This window comes from Sagittula sp. S175, assembly GCF_049800975.1.
Taxonomy (GTDB): Bacteria; Pseudomonadota; Alphaproteobacteria; order Rhodobacterales; family Rhodobacteraceae; genus Sagittula.
In genome coordinates, this window is the sequence record NZ_JBNAGB010000008.1 from 168,009 (window position 1) to 184,316 (window position 16,308).

The following is a 16,308-nucleotide window of genomic DNA, read 5'->3' on the forward strand; positions in this document are numbered from 1 at the left end:
GGGGAAACCTGCCGCGCGTTTACCTTTGCGAAAGGTGAGTCGTGACCACTTTGGCGGGGTGTTGTGGCCACATGTTAGCAATTGGTGGCGCTAACGCATGGGGGTTTGAGGACCGGAGGCACCCGGTCGATGACATCGGCACATGACGTTGCGTCCGGCCCCCGGCTCGCAGGTGAAAATTGCCGGGTGGGCAGTGAAAATTCTGGCGGCTCTGGCCGGGACCGGGGTGCGGCCCGGTGATCGCGCCGTTTACAGGGGTTAATCGCTGGTTTCAGGTCCCTGCGGGTCTGCGACCTCCGGCAGGGCGGTCGCGGCGGCGCGGCGCAGGGCGCGCGTCAGGGGGCGGATTGCCTGTGCCGTCAGGCTGCGGGTCTGCCAGTACAGCGGCACGGCGCGGACGTGGTCCGGGACCATTTCGACTAGCGCGCCCGAGGCGAGATGCGCCGCCACCAGCGGCAGCGGATTCAGCCCCCAGCCCAGACCGCAGAGCGCGGCGGTGACAAAGCCGTGGGTGGAGGGCAGGTGATGCGTCGGCGGTGACAGGCGCTGGCCGGTCCAGCCCGCCAGCCAACCGCGTTGCAGCACGTCCTTTCCCGAGAAATCCAGCATGGGCGCGCGGGCCAGCGCGTCGGGGGTGACGCCGGATGCGAAGTACCGGGCGTGAAAGGCGGGCGCACAGGTGGCGGTGTAGCGCATGACCCCGAGCGGCGTGACCTCGCAGCCCTGCACCGGGGCGGCACGCGCCGTGATGGCGGCGGTCACATCGCCGTCGCGCAGGCGCTGCCAGGACACGCTTTCATCCTCGACCACGATGTCGAACAGGAACTCCGTCTGTGCCAGCGCCGGGATCGCCCAAGTGTCGAGGCTGTCGGCATTGATCGCCACGCGCAGGCGCGCCGGGACGTGGCGGCCAAGATCGCGGGCGAGGTCGGCCTCCAGCAGCGCGATGTCGCGGGCATGGCGGGCGAGGCGGCTGCCGGTCTCGGTCGGCAGGGCCGGGGTGCCGCGCAGCACAAGAGGCGCGCCGACGCGGTCTTCGAGCGCGCGGATGCGCTGCGAGATGGCGGAGGGCGTGACGTTCAGTTCCGACGCGGCCGCGTCGAAGGCTCCGAGGCGCAGGACGGATTCGAGCGCGGCAAGCTGGGCTGGGTCGTGCATTAGCAATCCTGATCTGGATGAAGATAGATTAACTGGGCTTCACCTTGGTGTCATCTTACAGAAGCGCCAAAGGAGACCCCAATGGACGCATTGCTTGCCGGATTTGCCCTGTCGTTTTCGCTGATCCTCGCGATCGGGGCGCAGAATGCCTTTGTGCTGCGGCAGGGGCTGATGCGTCGGCATGTCCTGCCGGTGGTGCTGGTCTGTGCCACATCGGATGCGGTGCTCATCACGGCGGGGATCCTTGGCATCGGCGCGCTGACACAGGCCATGCCCTGGTTCGAGAGTGCGATGCGCTGGGCGGGGGCGGCGTTCCTGACGTGGTATGGGCTGCGGACGCTGCGGTCGGCCAGGCGCGGTGGCGCGGCGATGCAGGCCGGGGCCGAGGCGCAAAGCCTGCGCGCCGCCGTGCTGACATGCCTCGCGCTGACCTGGCTCAACCCGCATGTCTACCTTGATACGGTGATGCTGATCGGCGCGATCTCGGCGCAATATGCGGACAAACTGGCCTTTGGGATCGGGGCGGCGGCGGCCTCCGGCGTGTTCTTTGTGTCGCTGGGGTATGGCGCGCGGCTGCTGGCTCCGGTTTTTGCCCGCCCGAGGGCCTGGCAGGTCCTGGATGCTGTCATCGGTCTGACCATGCTGTCGATTGCAGCGATGCTGCTGGCGGGGTAGGGTGTGCAGGGTGGTAACCCTTTGGCAACTAGCCCGATTTCCCCCTCCCTACCGCCCTCCACCCTCGGGCGATTCGATGAAGACCGGGTGGATGTCTGCACATCGAATCCCCGCAATTCGAAGCAGCCCGGATCCTGCGGGCGTGAAACGCATCTGCCCGCATCCTCCCCGCTGGCACTCGCGACACTTGCGCGCTAACTCTGGCGCATGGATACGGCACAGCGCCCCGGCGTGGGCATCTTCTGGATGGTGGTGACGGGGCTGTGCTTTGTCATGGTGACGGCGCTGGTCAAGGCGCTGGGCAGCTCGGTTCCGGCGGTGGAGGCAGCGTTCCTGCGCTACCTGCTGGGGCTGGTGTTCCTGCTGCCGCTGTGGCGGACGCTGAGCACGGTGCGACTGACGCGCCGCCAGTGGGGCCTGTTCGGGTTGCGCGGGGTGGTGCACACGGTGGGCGTGTCCTTCTGGTTCTTCGCCATGACGCGCATCCCCATCGCCGAGGTCACGGCGATGAACTACCTCAACCCGGTCTACGTGACGATACTCGCGGTGCTGTTTCTGGGCGAGAAGCTGGCGATCCGGCGCATCCTTGCCATCGTGGCGGCGCTGGCGGGGGCGCTGCTGATCCTGCGACCGGGCTTTCGCGAGCTGGACCCGGGGCATTTCGCCATGCTGGTGACGGCGCTGGTGTTCGGCGTGTCCTACCTGCTGGCCAAGGTCCTGTCCGGCGAGGTGAGCGCCGTGGTGGTGGTCGCCATGCTGTCGGTGACGGTGACGATTGGTCTGGCGCCCATGGCGGTGGCGGTCTGGGTCTGGCCCTCGTGGAGCGAACTGGCGGTGCTGTTTGGCGTGGCGAGCTTTGCCACGGCGGGGCATTACACCATGACGCTGGCCTTTGCCGCGGCGCCGGTGACGGTGACGCAGCCGGTGACCTTCCTGCAACTGGTGTGGTCGGTGGCCTTGGGCGCCGTGTTCTTCGCCGAGCCCGTCGACCTGTGGGTCGTGGCGGGCGGATCGGTCATCATGGCGGCGGTGGTGTTTATCACCTGGCGCGAGGCGGTGCTGAAGCGCCGCATCACCCCGGTTGTTGCGGAAACGAAACACTAAGCCGCCGGGGCATTGTCCTCAATTCGCGAAAAATCCGCAGGAAGGGCACATTTGTGCCCTCTTCGTTAGACATTTCTAAACCTGAGAACAGTCAGTTTCAGGAGTGTGAAGAATGTTTACGGAGAACAAGTTGACTGAGGATATGGCAGAGATCGAGGCCTTCCTGCTTGCCGAGCGGACGAAGACCCTGTCGGAGGCCGAGTGGCGCTTTCGCATGCGCGGCTACGGCTACAACCTGAAGCGCACCACCGGTGGCGTCGAGGTCAGCCGACTGCCGCAGAACAAGCTGCTGGGCACGCTGGCGCTGTAATCGCGCGATACGGGAACGGGCGCTTCGCGGCGATGCATCGCGCGGCGTCATGTCGGGCATTTGCGTTCGGCCGGTGGGCTTTTCCACCACATCTTGATTGACTCATCAGTCAATAAACGGCAGTCCTGAACCCATGCCAAAGCTGGGACAGGAACCGATACGGCGCGCGGCGCTGGTGGCCGCCACGGTCGAAGAGATCGGGGCCAAGGGATCGCTTGACGTGACCGTCAGCGCGATTGCAAAGCGTGCGGGCATGTCCAGCGCGCTGGCGCATCACTATTTCGGCGGCAAGACGGACATCTTCCTCGCCGCCATGCGCCATATCCTGACGGAATATGCCGCCGAAGTGCGGCAAGCGCTGGCCGGGGCGACGCCCGACACGCGGCTCGAAGCGCTGATCGCCGCGAACTTTGCCCCCTCCAGTTTCGAGGCCTCGACCGTCTCGGCCTGGCTGGCCTTTTACGGGCTGGCGCAGCGCGACCCGCAGGCGCGGCGGCTGCTGACGGTGTACCACAAACGGCTGGGATCGAACCTGCGCCACGCCCTGCGCGGACGCTGCGCCGATCCGGCGCATGTGGCCGGGGTGCTGGGCGCGCTGATCGACGGCGTCTACCTGCGCGCGGCACTGGCAGGCACCGGGGTCAGAGGTTCGGCCCAAGAGGTCACGCGCGTGGCCCATGCTCTCATGACAAAAGGAACAGACAATGGCCTATGACACGCAACCCGTGGCAAGTCATTTCGTAGACGGCGCCTATATCGAGGATACGGACGGCGAGTTGATCGAGGTGGTCTACCCGGCCACCGGCAAGGTCATCGCGCGCGTCCATGCGGCCACCCCTGCGGTGATCGAGAAGGCCATGGAAAGCGGCCTGCGCGCGCAGCGGGAATGGGCCTCGTGGAAGGGTGTCGAACGGGGCCGCGTCCTGCTGCGCGCAGCGCAGATCATGCGCGAACGCAACCGCGACCTGTCGGTGCTGGAGACTTGGGACACCGGCAAACCCCTGTCGGAAACGCTTTACGTTGATGCCACCAGCGCGGCGGATGCTCTGGAATACTTCGGCGGCCTTGCCGGATCGCTGACCGGCGAACACGTTCAACTGGGCAACGACTGGGGCTACACGGTGCGCGAGCCGCTGGGGCTGTGCGTTGGTATCGGTGCGTGGAACTACCCGACGCAGATTTCCTGCTGGAAGGGCGCACCTGCACTGGCCTGCGGCAATGCGATGATCTTCAAACCCTCGGAAACGACGCCGCTTTGCGCGCTGAAGGTGGCCGAGATCCTGCACGAGGCGGGCGCGCCTGCTGGCCTCTACAACGTGGTGCAGGGCATGGGCGCGGTGGGTGCCGCGCTGGTGAGCGATCCGCGCGTGGCGAAGGTGTCGCTGACCGGATCGGTCGCCACGGGCCGCAAGGTCTATGCTGCCGCCGCCGCGGACATGAAACACGTCACCATGGAACTTGGGGGCAAGTCGCCGCTCATCATCTTTGACGACGCGGATATCGAGAACGCCGTGGGCGGTGCCATCCTCGCGAACTTCTACTCCACGGGGCAGGTTTGTTCCAACGGCACGCGGGTCTTCGTGCAGAAAGCGATCAAGCAGACATTCCTCGACCGCCTCGCCGCCCGCCTGCAAGGCGCGCAGATCGGTGACCCGATGGACGAGGCGACGACGCTGGGGCCGATGGTGTCGCAGCGCCAGCGCGAGATCGTGCTGGGCTACATCGAAAAGGGCCTGAGCGAAGGTGCGCGGCTGGTCTGCGGCGGGCAGGCGCTGGAGGGCGAGGGGTTCTACATCGCCCCCACGGTCTTTGCCGATGTGACGGACGACATGACCATCGCCCGCGAGGAAATCTTTGGCCCCGTCCTGTCGGTGCTGGATTTCGACACCGAGGAAGAGGTCATCGCGCGCGCCAATGCCACCGAGATGGGGCTGTCGGCGGGGGTCTTCACCCGCGACATTTCCCGCGCGCATCGCGTGATCGCACAGGTCCGCGCCGGGTCGTGCTTCATCAACTCGTACAACGATGCGCCGGTGGAGCTGCCCTTTGGTGGCACCAAGATGTCGGGCGTCGGGCGCGAGAACTCGAAAACCGCCATCGAGCATTATTCACAACTGAAGTCGGTCTACGTGCGCATGGGCGACGTGGAGGCGCCTTTCTGAAACCTTTCGCGGGCGGCGATGTCGCGCCGGTGAGTATTTGGACCAAGAAGAAGCACAGGGCGCGCTTCGGATTTCTTCTTGGTCCAAATACTCCCGCCGGAGGCGTCCCGCCCTGGAGGCATTCGGAACGGCAGACAGCCGGGAGTTACGGAAATGGACGCGGATTACATCGTCGTGGGGGCCGGGTCGGCGGGGTGCGCGCTGGCGTATCGGCTGGTCGAGGCGGGCAAATCGGTGATCGTGTTGGAATACGGCGGCTCTGACTGGGGGCCGTTCATCAACATGCCCGGCGCGCTGAGCTATCCCATGAACATGAAGCGCTACGACTGGGGCTTCATGACGGAACCCGAGCCGCATCTGGGCGGGCGGCGGCTTGTCTGTCCGCGTGGCAAGGTGATCGGCGGGTCGTCTTCTATCAACGGCATGATCTACGTGCGCGGCCATGCGCTGGACTATGCCCATTGGGAGGAGCAGGGCGCGGCGGGCTGGGGCTATGCCGACGTGCTGCCCTACTTCAAGCGTATGGAGGACTGGCATTCCGGCGGCCATGGTGGCGATCCCGCGTGGCGCGGGCAGGGCGGGCCGTTGCATGTGACGCGCGGGCGGCGGGACAATCCGCTGGTGCAAGCCTTTGTCGAGGCCGGCCGGCAGGCGGGATACCCGGTGACGGGGGATTACAATGGCGAGCAGCAGGAAGGATTCGGCGCCTTCGACATGACCGTCTGGCAGGGCGCGCGCTGGTCGGCGGCCAAGGCCTATCTGCGGCCCGCCATGGCCAAGGGCGCGCGTCTGGTGCGCGGGTTGGCGCGGCGGATCTGTTTCGATCATGGCCGAGCGACCGGGGTCGAGGTGGACATGGGGGGGCGCACCGAGGTGCTGGGCGCCAATATCGAGGTGGTGATCGCTGCCTCGGCCATCAACTCGCCCAAGCTGCTGATGCTGTCGGGCATCGGTCCGGCGGACGAGCTGCGCGCCCATGGCATCGACGTGCGCGCGGATCGGCCCGGCGTGGGGCGCAATTTGCAGGACCATCTGGAGATGTACATCCAGATGGCGGCGACGCAGCCGGTGTCTTTGGCGAAGTACTGGAACCTCCTGGGCAAGGCCTATGTCGGCGCGCGCTGGCTGTTCCAGCGGCAGGGGCCGGGCGCGTCGAACCAGTTCGAGAGCTGCGGCTTCATCCGGTCGAAGGCCGGGGTGCAATACCCTGACATCCAATATCATTTCCTGCCGATTGCCGTGCGCTACGACGGGCAGGTGGCACCGGAGGGGCATGGTTTCCAGGCGCATACCGGGCCGATGCGGTCGCCGTCGCGGGGGGCGGTGACGTTGCGCTCGGGCAACCCGGCGGAGGCGCCGCGCATACAGTTCAACTACATGAGTACGCCCGAGGACTGGGAGGATTTCCGCCAGTGCATCCGGCTGACGCGGGAGATTTTCGGGCAGGAGGCCTTTGCCCCCTATCGCGGTCACGAGATCCAGCCGGGAGCGGCGGCGCAGACGGACGATGAATTGGACGAGGTGATCCGGCAGCACGCCGAAAGCGCCTATCATCCGTGCGGCACCTGCCGGATGGGCGATGCCGGGGACCGTCACGCGGTGGTCGATCCCGAGGGGCGGGTGATCGGGGTGCAGGGGCTGCGCGTGGCGGACAGTTCGATTTTCCCGCGCATCACCAATGGCAACCTGAACGCGCCCTCGATCATGGTGGGCGAGAAGATCGCCGATCACATGCTGGGGCGGCGCTTGCCGCAGGACCTGTCGCAGCCCTGGGTACACCCGAATTGGCAGACGGCGCAGCGTTAAGGAGTTTATGCGGAAACCGTTGATCGTGGCTCTTGGCTGCGCCAGATTAACGGAATGTTAAGAACTCTTAAAACTCTTGCGCTGTGCCTGCTGGCAGCGCCCGTCCTGGCGGCGACTGCCGTCGAAGGCCCCGCCCATTGGGTGGATGGCGATACGCTGGTGGTGGCGGGCGAGCGCGTGCGGTTGCATGGCATCGACGCGGTCGAGGCGCAGCAGCATTGCGGTGGTGACGGCGTGCCGACCTGGGCCTGTGGCGCCTGGGTGACCGGCGAGGTGCGGGCGCGCTACGAGGGCCGGGTGCTGGCCTGCTACGAGGTCGAGCGGGATCGCTATGGCCGGATGGTCGCGGTCTGTTACGACGGCGAGCAGGACGTCGGCCGCGCGCTGGTGCGCGGCGGGCTGGCCTTTGCCATGACGCGCTATTCCGACAATTACGTGCAGGACGAACGCTATGCACGGCGGGTCAAGGCTGGATTGATCGGCACGGGCGTGCAGTCGCCTGCGGATTTCCGGGCGTCCGAGCGGCGCGCGGCGGCGAAATGGGATCTGGTTGCCGCCCCCGAGGGATGCGTGATCAAGGGCAATATCAGCGGCAAGGGTAAACGCATTTACCACGTTCCGGGGCAGCGCTGGTACGACGAGACGCGGATCGCGACCGACAAGGGAGAGCGTTGGTTCTGCTCGGAATCCGAGGCGCGGAATGCGGGTTGGTCCCGCGCCGGGCGGTGAGGGGCCTTGGTTTTCAAAGCGCCAAAAAATGCGTCGGTGAATGGTCTATTTGACGCGCATCAAGGTGGAGGGGCACGGCCTGCGGCAGTCTGAAGCCGGACCTGAATAGAGGAGGCGCAGATGTCCCACGTACCGCACCAACTGGCCGAGGATTTTCCGGAATTCGCAGACAAGATCCGTGACCTGAAAGGCTCGGACGCGCATTTCGCCAAGCTGGCGGATGCCTATAGCGAAGTGAACGAAAAGGTGGCGAAGGCTGAAACTAATGTCTCTCCGATGGAGCAGCTTGCAGAGGATCAGCTGCGCAAGGAGCGCGCTGCCCTGAAGGATGAAATTTATGCCCTGCTTCGGGCCTGATCCGTCCTGAAGTGACCGAAATAATGCAGGGGCGTCCCGCTTGGGGCGCCCTTTGTGCTGTCTGGCCGGATCACTTGAGGTAGGGCGCGATGGCCTTTGTGATCGGCGCGGATTGCGGCTTTGTCGCGCTGCCCCAAGTGGCGACCGGCGTGCCCTCCGGGTCCAGCAGCACCTTGTTGAAGTTCCACGCCGGCTCGAAGCCCTCGGTGTCCTTCAGCCACTTGTAGAAGGGGTGCGCGTCTGCGCCCTTTACATGAGTGATGGTGGTCATCGGCAGCGTCAGGTCGAAGTTGACGGCGCAGAAATCGGCCACTTCGTCGTTGGTCGCCAGTTCCTGACGGAAGTCGCCCGAGGGCACGGTGAGGACCACCAGGCCCTTGTCCTTGTTGGCATCATAGAGCGCCTGCAACCCGTCGTATTGCGGCGTGAACCCGCAGCGCGACGCCGTGTTGACCACCAGCACCGGCTGGCCCCTGAAGTCGTCCAGCGAGATCTGCCCGCCGTCGATATTGTCGAAGGTAAAGCTGGGCGCGGCGGCGAGGGGCGCGGCGAGGAAGCTGAGCAGCAGGGCAAACAGGCGCATGACACGGGTCCTTGAACAGGGTTGCCAAGAAGATACGTTATCCCGTGCGAAATGGTTTCAAGTTTTTGTGTGATCGCGCGTGTCTCTGCCGATACAGTGAGTATTTGGACCAAGAAGACGCAGGAAACGCGCGCCATCTCTTGGGCGTTTCATGTCCGACTTTGGGAAGGAGGTGCAAGATGGCAGGCGGATGGAGCCGCGACGGCGCTGAAAACGAGCAGATGGAAGCCTCGATCCAAGAGGAACTGGAGCGCATGAAACTGCGGCGCGCGCCAGTGGGAGAGAGCTTCACGGAATGCGCGGAATGCGGCGAGGAGATCCCGGAGAAACGGCGTCTGGCGCTGCCGGGGGTGAAGCTTTGCGTCGAATGCGCCAGTGCGCGGCAGGGGCGCGAGGTAAAGCGGTCCGGGTTCAACCGGCGCGGCTCGAAGGACAGCCAGTTGAAGTGAGGGCGCAAGCCCAATCTACCAACTTTGATTGCAGGGATTGCCCCCCTGTCGATCGAACGTTCGGGACGCTGCGCGCCCCGTCGGGGGCTTTGCCCCCGGAACCCCCAAGGGTATTTTTGTCAAGATGAAGAGAAGGGCGGGGCCTCTGCTTCATCTTGATCCAAATACCCTCGGGGTCCGGGGCGGCGCCCCGGTTGATCGCCGGGGCGCGCTGACGCGGGTCAGTCTTCCATCGCTTCCAGTTGGTCGATGAAGCCTTCGATCATCGACAGGCCCTTGTCCCAGAAGGCCGGGTCGGTGGCGTCGAGGCCGAAGGGGGCCAGAAGGTCCTTGTGGTGCTTCGATCCGCCGGCTTTCAGCATGTCGAAGTACTTGTCCTGGAAGCCCTCGGGCGCGTCTTGGTAGGCGGCGTAGAGCGCGTTCACCAAGCCGTCGCCGAAGGCGTAAGCGTATACGTAGAAGGGCGAGTGCACGAAGTGCGGGATATAGGCCCAGAAGGTCTCGTACCCTTCCATGAAATCAAAGGCTTCGCCCAAGCTTTCCGCCTGCACCGACATCCACAGCGCGTTGATGTCGTCCGGGGTCAGCTCGCCGCCGCGCCGGGCCGCGTGCAGCTTGCATTCGAAGTCGTAGAAGGCGATCTGGCGCACGACCGTGTTGATCATGTCCTCGACCTTGCCCGCCAGCAGGACCTTGCGTTCGTGCTGGTCCTTGGCGTTTTCCAGCATCTTCTGGAAGGTCAGCATCTCGCCGAAAACCGAGGCGGTTTCGGCAAGCGTCAGCGGCGTGGAGGCCAGCATTTCGCCCTGATCGGCGGCGAGGACCTGGTGCACGCCGTGGCCCAGTTCATGCGCCAGGGTCATGACGTCGCGCGGCTTGCCGAGGTAGTTCAGCAGGACGTAAGGGTGCACGTCGGTGACGGTCGGATGGGCGAAGGCGCCGGGGGCCTTGCCGGGTTTTACGGCGGCGTCGATCCAGCCCTTTTCGAAGAAGGGGGTCGCGATCTCGCCCATGCGCGGGTCAAAGGCGTTGTAGGCGTCCATGACCATCTTGCGCGCCTCTGGCCATTTCACGATGCGATCGGTTTCCATCGGCAGGGGCGCGTTGCGGTCCCAGACCTGCATGCGGTCAAGGCCCAGCCACTTGCGCTTGAGCTCATAGTAGCGATGCGACAGGCGCGGGTAGGCCTTGACCACGGCGTTGCGCAGCGCCTCGACCACCTCGGGTTCGACGTCATTGGACAGGTGGCGGCCAGTCTGCGCCGTGGGCATCCCGCGCCAGCGGTCAAGTATTTCCTTCTCCTTCGCTTGCGTGTTGTGGACGCGGGCGAAGGTCTTGATATTGTCCGCAAAAACGCGGGCGAGTTCGTGGGCGGCGGCCTCGCGTTTGCTGCGGTCCTGATCGGTCAGGAAGTTCAGCGTCGCCTCGATGTTGAGGTCCTCGCCGTCGATCTCGAAGGTCAGGCCCGCGATGGTCTCGTCGAACAGCCGCTCCCATGCGTCGCCGACGACGCCGAGGTCGTGCAGGAACTTCTCCATCTCGTCGGACAGTTGGTAGGGCTTCATCGCACGGATGCGGCGGATGGCGGGTTTGTACCGCGCAAGGTCACCATCTGCATCGAAGAGGGCATCCAGTGTCGCGTCTTCGATGCGGTTCAGCTCCAGCGTGAAGAACACCAGCGGGGTGGTGTAGTTGGTGATCTTCTCCTGCATGTCGGAGAGGAACTTGGCCCGCTCGGGGTCGACGGTCAGCTGGTAGTAGCGCAGACCGGCAAAGGACATGATGCGCCCGGCGATGGCCTCGATCTTTTCGTGGCGGTGGATGGCAGTCAGAAAGCCCTGCGCGTCCAGCGTGGCCAGCTTGCCCTCGTAATCGGCGGCAAAGCTGCGGCACGCCTCCTCCAGCCAGTCGAGATCGCGCTTCAGCTCCGGTGCGTCGGGATCGGTGTAGAGGTCCGAGAGATCCCATTCGGGCAGCGGGCCAAGGTCCTTGCCACCGGCACTGGCGTTTGCGTCGAAGACGGGGCGGGGAAGGGGGAAGCGCATGGATACCTCTGATGTCGTTTGCCCACAGACATAGGGGCCGGGGGCGCGCAAAGGCAAGGCAAGGGGGGCGAAAAGAATTGCGGATTGTCGGCGGGACTGGCCTAAATGGGTGCATAGTCAAATGCATTCGAGTCTTGGGAGGACTTTGTAACATGGATAACAAGGCGGTTCTGTACGGTGTCGGCGGCGTGCTGATCGGGCTGCTCGGCGGCGTGGCCGTGGGCGGGGCGACCAGCGCGAACAAGATGCAGCGTGCGCTCGACCGGGCCTTGGCCCCGGCACAGGAGGCGCAGGCCTCAGCCAGCAGCGGCACGCAGGAGGCGCTGACCGCGATCCAGGAGCGTCTTGCGGCGCTGGAGGCCGCGGTGGGCGAGGCCAAGGTGGATCCGGCGGCGCTGGCGGGCGAAGTTTCGGCAGGCGTCGGGTCCCAGACCGAGGGGCTGGCGGCGAAGCTGGACGAGATGCAAAGCACCTTGGGCGGTCGCATCGACGAAGCGGCCAAGGCGCAGTCCGAGGCAGTCAAGGCGGCCCTGGCCGACATGTCCGCCGGCATGGCCGACAGTGCCCGCATCGCGGCGGCTGCCGTGGTCGCGGCTGAAGGCGACGGCGGCGGTACAGAGGTGGCTGGCAAGGAGATCAGCGCGGCGCTGGGCGTCGGTGAAACGGCGGTCTTTGCCGATGGCGCGCTGCGGGTTTTCGTTTCGCGGCTCGATACGCAGGGTGGATCGGCGCGGTTGATGGTGAACGGCGAAACCGCCTCGGCGGGCATCGGCGGCACGGTCGCGACCGAACTGGACGGGCAGGCCTGTGCCGTGTCGGTCATGACCCTGTCTGACGAGGGCGTCACGCTTGGCTCGGATTGCGGTGCTGCGGACGCGGCGTCGGGTGAGGGGGCAGCTGTGCAAGAGGACGCGGGGTCGGATGAGGCTGCCACTGCGCAAGAGGACACCGGGTCGGATGAGGGGAGCGAGGGTCAGACTGCCGCCGCGCCCGCCTCTCAGCCCGCGTCCGACGAGGCGATGACGAACAGCGCCAAGGCGGGTAACACATTGCGCTTTGCTGACGGGGCCTTGCGCGCCTACGTGGTCGCGGTGGACGAAGACGCCCAGACGGCACGCGTTGCGGTGAACGGCGTGCGTCAGACCCGGATGGCGGTGGGCGAGAGCATAGAGGTGCCGTCGGGCGAACAGACCTGTACCCTGACATTGCAGGGGCTGCGCGACGGTGCGGCGGGCTTTGACGGGGCCTGCCAGTAAGGTTTATGGCTGAGTGGCCGGGGCTTGCGGGCCCCGGTTGCCCTAGAAGCGGTAGCTGTAGGTCAGGTGCATCGCTTGACCCGCAGCGCCATCCGTCGCCGCCAGCGTAGCGGTGCCGTACTCCCGGAAATCATGACTGAGGGCAACGCCATAGGCGTCGTCCTTCGCGTTCTCGGTGAACTCGCCCATGACGGCCAGGGCCACGCGTTTGCCCATGGCGAAGCGCGCGTCGAGCGCCAGCGCGTCGGGGCGGTTGTTGGCCTCCGGGTGCAGGTAAGCGATGCCGAATTCGGATGTACGGTAGGTCATCCGCGCACCGATCTTGGCATTCACACCGTCCCGCGTGCCGCTGTCGTCCTGAATGTCTTCGACCGCTGCCATCAGTTGATAGCCTTGGCCATGGTAGGTCACCGCCGCCGAGGCAGAGCGGAAGCCGCCCTTGCTGGAGGCATCATGCACCGACACGATCCAGTCCAGACCGTGATGCGTGCCCTGCGCTGACAGGCCCCAGGGGACAGCCGTTCGGCGCATCGCTTCAATCGTATTGAAGGACCGCGCATATTCGGCCCGCGAATAGGCCAGATAGGGCGCGACATGTTCAAAGACCGAGGGCAACACCGCGTCATAGGCAGGCCGGAGGGCACCCAGTTTGAACCGGTCGTCCCACGTGAAGGCGGCGTAGGTTTCATGCGGATTCTTCCCGTCGAGGGCAAAGGTGTAGGTCCCGAACTCGAACCCCAGCGGCACGGATTTCGACAGCCGCAGCGTGGCGGTGGCGTCGATTGCCCCGAACAGCGAGGCGTCGGTCTGCCCGGTCACACCGGCGTCGATGGTGCCTGAAAGGTTAAATCCCTGCGCAGCCAGCGGTGTGGCGGGCAGCAGGGCAAGGGTCAGGCATGTGGAGCGGAACATCTGTGTCGCCTTATGAAGTCGTGGTTATTCTGCGCATGCGAAGGCGCGAAAGGAAAGGTCCGGAATTTCGCCTCGGCGAACAGTCGCTAGCCGTAGGCTGCCAGCATGTCCTTGAGATCGTTCAATGTATTCGCCTCTTGCGGGTTCTTGTCGCGGCGCCATCGCGCCATGCGTGGAAAGCGCAGGGCAATGCCGGACTTGTGGCGGGGGCTTTCCTGAATGCCTTCGAACGCGATTTCAAAGACATGTTCAGGGCGCACCTGCCGGACGGGGCCAAAGCGTTGTAGGGTATTGCGGCGGACCCAGGCGGTGATCTCATTGAATTCCTTGTCGGTTAATCCGGAGTAAGCCTTGGTAAACGGCGTCAGCTCGTTTCCGTTCCACACCGCAAAGGTGAAATCGGTAAACAGGTTGGCGCGGCGTCCATGACCCTGCTGCGCATAGATCATCACGGCATCGACGGTCAGCGGGTCCAGCTTCCATTTCCACCAGTCGCCCTTCTTGCGCCCGGCAAGGTAAGGCGCGTCGAGCCGTTTCAGCATGAGCCCTTCGGCGCGGGCATCGCGGGCGGTTTGTCGTGTCTCGGCAATGGTTTGCCAGTCTGGGACCGGCAGGGTCGGGGAGATTTTGACAGGAGCGTCTGGGGGCGTTTGGTCCAGCAGCCTCTCCAACCGTTGGCGTCGTTCCGACAGCGGCAGGTCCCGGATGTCCTGCCCGTCGTGTTCAAGCAGGTCGTAAGCCAGCATGATGACGGGCGCGTCCTCGAGCAGCTTTTTCGGCACGGTCTTGCGCGTGATGCGCGGTTGCAGGGTGTTGAACGGCAGGGGACCATCGCTCCAGGCCAGAAGCTCGCCATCAAAGACGGAACCGGAGGGCAGGAAATCGGCGGCGCGGACAAATTCAGGGAAGCGGTCAGTCAGCAGTTCCTCGCCGCGTGACCAGAGATGGTGCTGGCCTTCGCGCAGGATCAACTGGCCACGGATGCCGTCCCACTTCCATTCCGCCTGCCAATCCTCTGGCGGGCCGAGGTTTTCCGGCGCGTCTTCCAGTTGGTAGGCGAGGTAGAAGGGATAGGGACGGCTGGCGTCCGCCTGCGGGTCGTCCTGTTCGATCAGGTCGTGGTAGGTCGTCGTCTCTGGCGTCCAGTTGCCCATGAGTTTCAGCGCCAGCTGCGCCTCGTCTTGACCGGTGGCCTGCGCCAGCGCGCGGGTCATCAGCTTGCGCGAGACGCCGATGCGGAAGCCGCCGGTGACCAGTTTGGTAAACAGGAACCGCTGCGGCGTGTCGAGTTGGTCCCAGGCGTCGACAATCCGGCTTTTGCGCTCTTCAAGTGGGGCTTGGTTAAGGGCCTTCAGATGGTTGATCCAGTGGGACAAAGGCAGATCGCTGTCGCGTGAGGGCGGGGGCAGGACCAGCGCGATTGTTTCCGCAAGGTCGCCGACGATGGGATAGCTTTCCTCGAACAACCACAGGGGGATGCCTGCCTGTTCAGCCGCCAGCACACGCAGGTCGGTCGCGTTGACGGCACGTTTAGGGCGGCGGCCCGAGAACAGCGCGATGCACCACAGCTTGTCCTCGTCCGGGGCCTCGCGGAAGTAATCTGCCAATGCGCTGGTTTTCACGCTGGTCTTGGTGGTCTGGTCGAGGGCCGAGAACAGGCGGGTGAAGCGTTTCATGCCGCGTCCTCTTCTTCGCTGCCGTATTCGGTTTTCAGGACGTGAGCGTCATAGCCCTGATCGGTCAGCCAGCGGGCGAAGATCTCGGTGTAACCGTGTGTGGCATAGATGGTTTCCGCGCCGGTGGTCTTGATCGCCTCTTGCAAGCCGGGCCAGTCGGCGTGGTCGGAGAGGACAAAACCACGGTCCATGCCACGCCTGCGACGGATGCCGCGCAGGGCCATCCAGCCCGAGGCAAAGCCCGCAGAGGGGGCGGTGAACCGGCGCGCCCATTGCGACCCCAGCGCTGAGGGCGGCGCGACGACCAGCGCGCCCTTCAGCGCCTTGACGTCCAGATCCGGGGTGACGTGGGTGGTGTCTGGCAGGGTGTAGCCTTGCGCGCGGAGGATTTCGTTCGTCGCCTCGACCGCGCCGTGGGTCAGGATCGGGCCGATGGGGTCGAGCAGTGACAGCAGGCGCTGCGCCTTGCCCAGCGAATAGGCCCCCAGCAGCGCGGTCTTGCCCTCGGCCACGCAGGCGCGCCACCAGTCGTTGATTTCTTGCGCGACCTCAGCCTGTGGCTGCCATTTGAACACCGGCAGGCCAAAGGTGCATTCGGTGATGAAGCTGTGGCAGCGAACCGGCTCGAATGGCTCGCAGAATCCGTCATCCGTGGTCTTGTAGTCGCCGGATACGACCCAGACCTCGCCACCCACCTCCACCCGGATCTGCGCCGAGCCGGCGAGGTGCCCGGCGGGATGAAACGACACACGCGCGCTGCCGATCTGGCGGGCCTCGTTGTAGGCGATGCCCTCGGCCACGATGTCCCCAAGCCGATGGCGCATCACGGGCAGGGCAGCATGGGTCGCCATGTAACGCTCTGATCCGGGGCGGGCGTGGTCGGCGTGACCATGGGTGATGAGCGCGCGCGGCACGGGCCGCCACGGGTCGATGTAAAAATCCCCGGCGGGGCAGTAAATGCCGCGATCGGTGAAGGTGAGGACCGGCTGTGTCATGGTCGAATAGATAAGCCGGGCCGGGGGAGAGTCACGGGTTTGCCCGTCAGGGCCTTCGGTTTCATCTGACGTTCAGTTTGGTTAATGAATG

General features: G+C 65.1%; 16 protein-coding genes. 10 read left to right on the forward strand and 6 right to left on the reverse strand.

Annotation, left to right across the window (positions count from 1 at the left end; genetic code table 11):
* Positions 1 to 258: 258 nt before the first annotated feature.
* Complete coding sequence (locus ACP16H_RS12640; RefSeq protein ID WP_425072660.1) at positions 259 to 1,158, reverse strand: LysR family transcriptional regulator ArgP; 900 nt, start codon at positions 1,156 to 1,158, stop codon at positions 259 to 261.
* A gap of 81 nt (positions 1,159 to 1,239) precedes the next feature.
* On the opposite strand from ACP16H_RS12640, the gene ACP16H_RS12645 reads away from it, so the two are divergent.
* From ACP16H_RS12645 to ACP16H_RS12680, 8 genes are all read left to right on the forward strand, one after another.
* On the forward strand, positions 1,240 to 1,833 hold the full coding sequence (locus ACP16H_RS12645) for a LysE/ArgO family amino acid transporter (RefSeq protein ID WP_425072661.1): 594 nt from the start codon (positions 1,240 to 1,242) through the stop codon (positions 1,831 to 1,833).
* Positions 1,834 to 2,040: 207 nt separating this feature from the next.
* The gene (locus tag ACP16H_RS12650) at positions 2,041 to 2,937 is read left to right on the forward strand and encodes a DMT family transporter (RefSeq protein ID WP_425072662.1); all 897 of its coding nucleotides are present in this window, start codon (positions 2,041 to 2,043) and stop codon (positions 2,935 to 2,937) included.
* A gap of 112 nt (positions 2,938 to 3,049) precedes the next feature.
* Positions 3,050 to 3,247, forward strand: coding sequence for a hypothetical protein (locus tag ACP16H_RS12655; protein ID WP_425072663.1), 198 nt, complete (start codon positions 3,050 to 3,052; stop codon positions 3,245 to 3,247).
* Positions 3,248 to 3,380: 133 nt separating this feature from the next.
* Complete coding sequence (betI, locus tag ACP16H_RS12660; RefSeq protein ID WP_425072664.1) at positions 3,381 to 3,962, forward strand: transcriptional regulator BetI; 582 nt, start codon at positions 3,381 to 3,383, stop codon at positions 3,960 to 3,962.
* Positions 3,952 to 5,409, forward strand: coding sequence for a betaine-aldehyde dehydrogenase (betB, locus tag ACP16H_RS12665; protein WP_425072665.1), 1,458 nt, complete (start codon positions 3,952 to 3,954; stop codon positions 5,407 to 5,409). Before betI ends, betB begins: the two co-directional genes overlap by 11 nt.
* A 153-nt stretch (positions 5,410 to 5,562) precedes the next feature.
* Positions 5,563 to 7,215 (forward strand): choline dehydrogenase, encoded by a 1,653-nt coding sequence (gene betA, locus ACP16H_RS12670; RefSeq protein WP_425072666.1) that lies wholly within the window; start codon positions 5,563 to 5,565, stop codon positions 7,213 to 7,215.
* A gap of 54 nt (positions 7,216 to 7,269) precedes the next feature.
* Positions 7,270 to 7,944, forward strand: a complete 675-nt coding sequence (locus tag ACP16H_RS12675) for a thermonuclease family protein (protein WP_425072667.1) — start codon at positions 7,270 to 7,272, stop codon at positions 7,942 to 7,944.
* A 120-nt stretch (positions 7,945 to 8,064) separates the two neighbouring features.
* Positions 8,065 to 8,301, forward strand: coding sequence for a YdcH family protein (locus ACP16H_RS12680; RefSeq protein ID WP_425072668.1), 237 nt, complete (start codon positions 8,065 to 8,067; stop codon positions 8,299 to 8,301).
* 70 nt (positions 8,302 to 8,371) lie between these two features.
* Here the strand turns inward: ACP16H_RS12680 and ACP16H_RS12685 are convergent, their stop codons facing one another.
* Positions 8,372 to 8,884 (reverse strand): glutathione peroxidase, encoded by a 513-nt coding sequence (locus ACP16H_RS12685; protein WP_425072669.1) that lies wholly within the window; start codon positions 8,882 to 8,884, stop codon positions 8,372 to 8,374.
* Positions 8,885 to 9,063: 179 nt separating this feature from the next.
* On the opposite strand from ACP16H_RS12685, the gene ACP16H_RS12690 reads away from it, so the two are divergent.
* A complete protein-coding gene (locus ACP16H_RS12690; protein WP_425072670.1) occupies positions 9,064 to 9,333 on the forward strand; it encodes a DksA/TraR family C4-type zinc finger protein in 270 nt (89 codons plus the stop codon).
* Between the two features lie 221 nt (positions 9,334 to 9,554).
* On the opposite strand, the gene ACP16H_RS12695 is transcribed toward ACP16H_RS12690, so the two are convergent.
* Positions 9,555 to 11,378, reverse strand: a complete 1,824-nt coding sequence (locus tag ACP16H_RS12695) for a M3 family oligoendopeptidase (RefSeq protein WP_425072671.1) — start codon at positions 11,376 to 11,378, stop codon at positions 9,555 to 9,557.
* A 152-nt stretch (positions 11,379 to 11,530) separates the two neighbouring features.
* Here ACP16H_RS12695 and ACP16H_RS12700 point away from each other — a divergent pair, with 152 nt between their 5' ends.
* Positions 11,531 to 12,634 carry a hypothetical protein gene (locus ACP16H_RS12700; RefSeq protein WP_425072672.1) on the forward strand — a complete coding sequence of 368 codons (1,104 nt, stop codon included), beginning with the start codon at positions 11,531 to 11,533 and terminating at the stop codon, positions 12,632 to 12,634.
* Between the two features lie 42 nt (positions 12,635 to 12,676).
* On the opposite strand, the gene ACP16H_RS12705 is transcribed toward ACP16H_RS12700, so the two are convergent.
* From ACP16H_RS12705 to ACP16H_RS12715, 3 genes are all read right to left on the reverse strand, one after another.
* Positions 12,677 to 13,546 (reverse strand): hypothetical protein, encoded by an 870-nt coding sequence (locus ACP16H_RS12705; protein ID WP_425072673.1) that lies wholly within the window; start codon positions 13,544 to 13,546, stop codon positions 12,677 to 12,679.
* Positions 13,547 to 13,632: 86 nt separating this feature from the next.
* Positions 13,633 to 15,222: an ATP-dependent DNA ligase gene (locus tag ACP16H_RS12710; RefSeq protein ID WP_425072674.1), complete on the reverse strand. Its 1,590-nt coding sequence runs from the start codon at positions 15,220 to 15,222 to the stop codon at positions 13,633 to 13,635.
* A complete protein-coding gene (locus tag ACP16H_RS12715) occupies positions 15,219 to 16,217 on the reverse strand; it encodes a ligase-associated DNA damage response exonuclease (protein ID WP_425072675.1) in 999 nt (332 codons plus the stop codon). The genes ACP16H_RS12710 and ACP16H_RS12715 overlap by 4 nt, the downstream gene beginning before the upstream one ends.
* Positions 16,218 to 16,308: the final 91 nt, after the last annotated feature.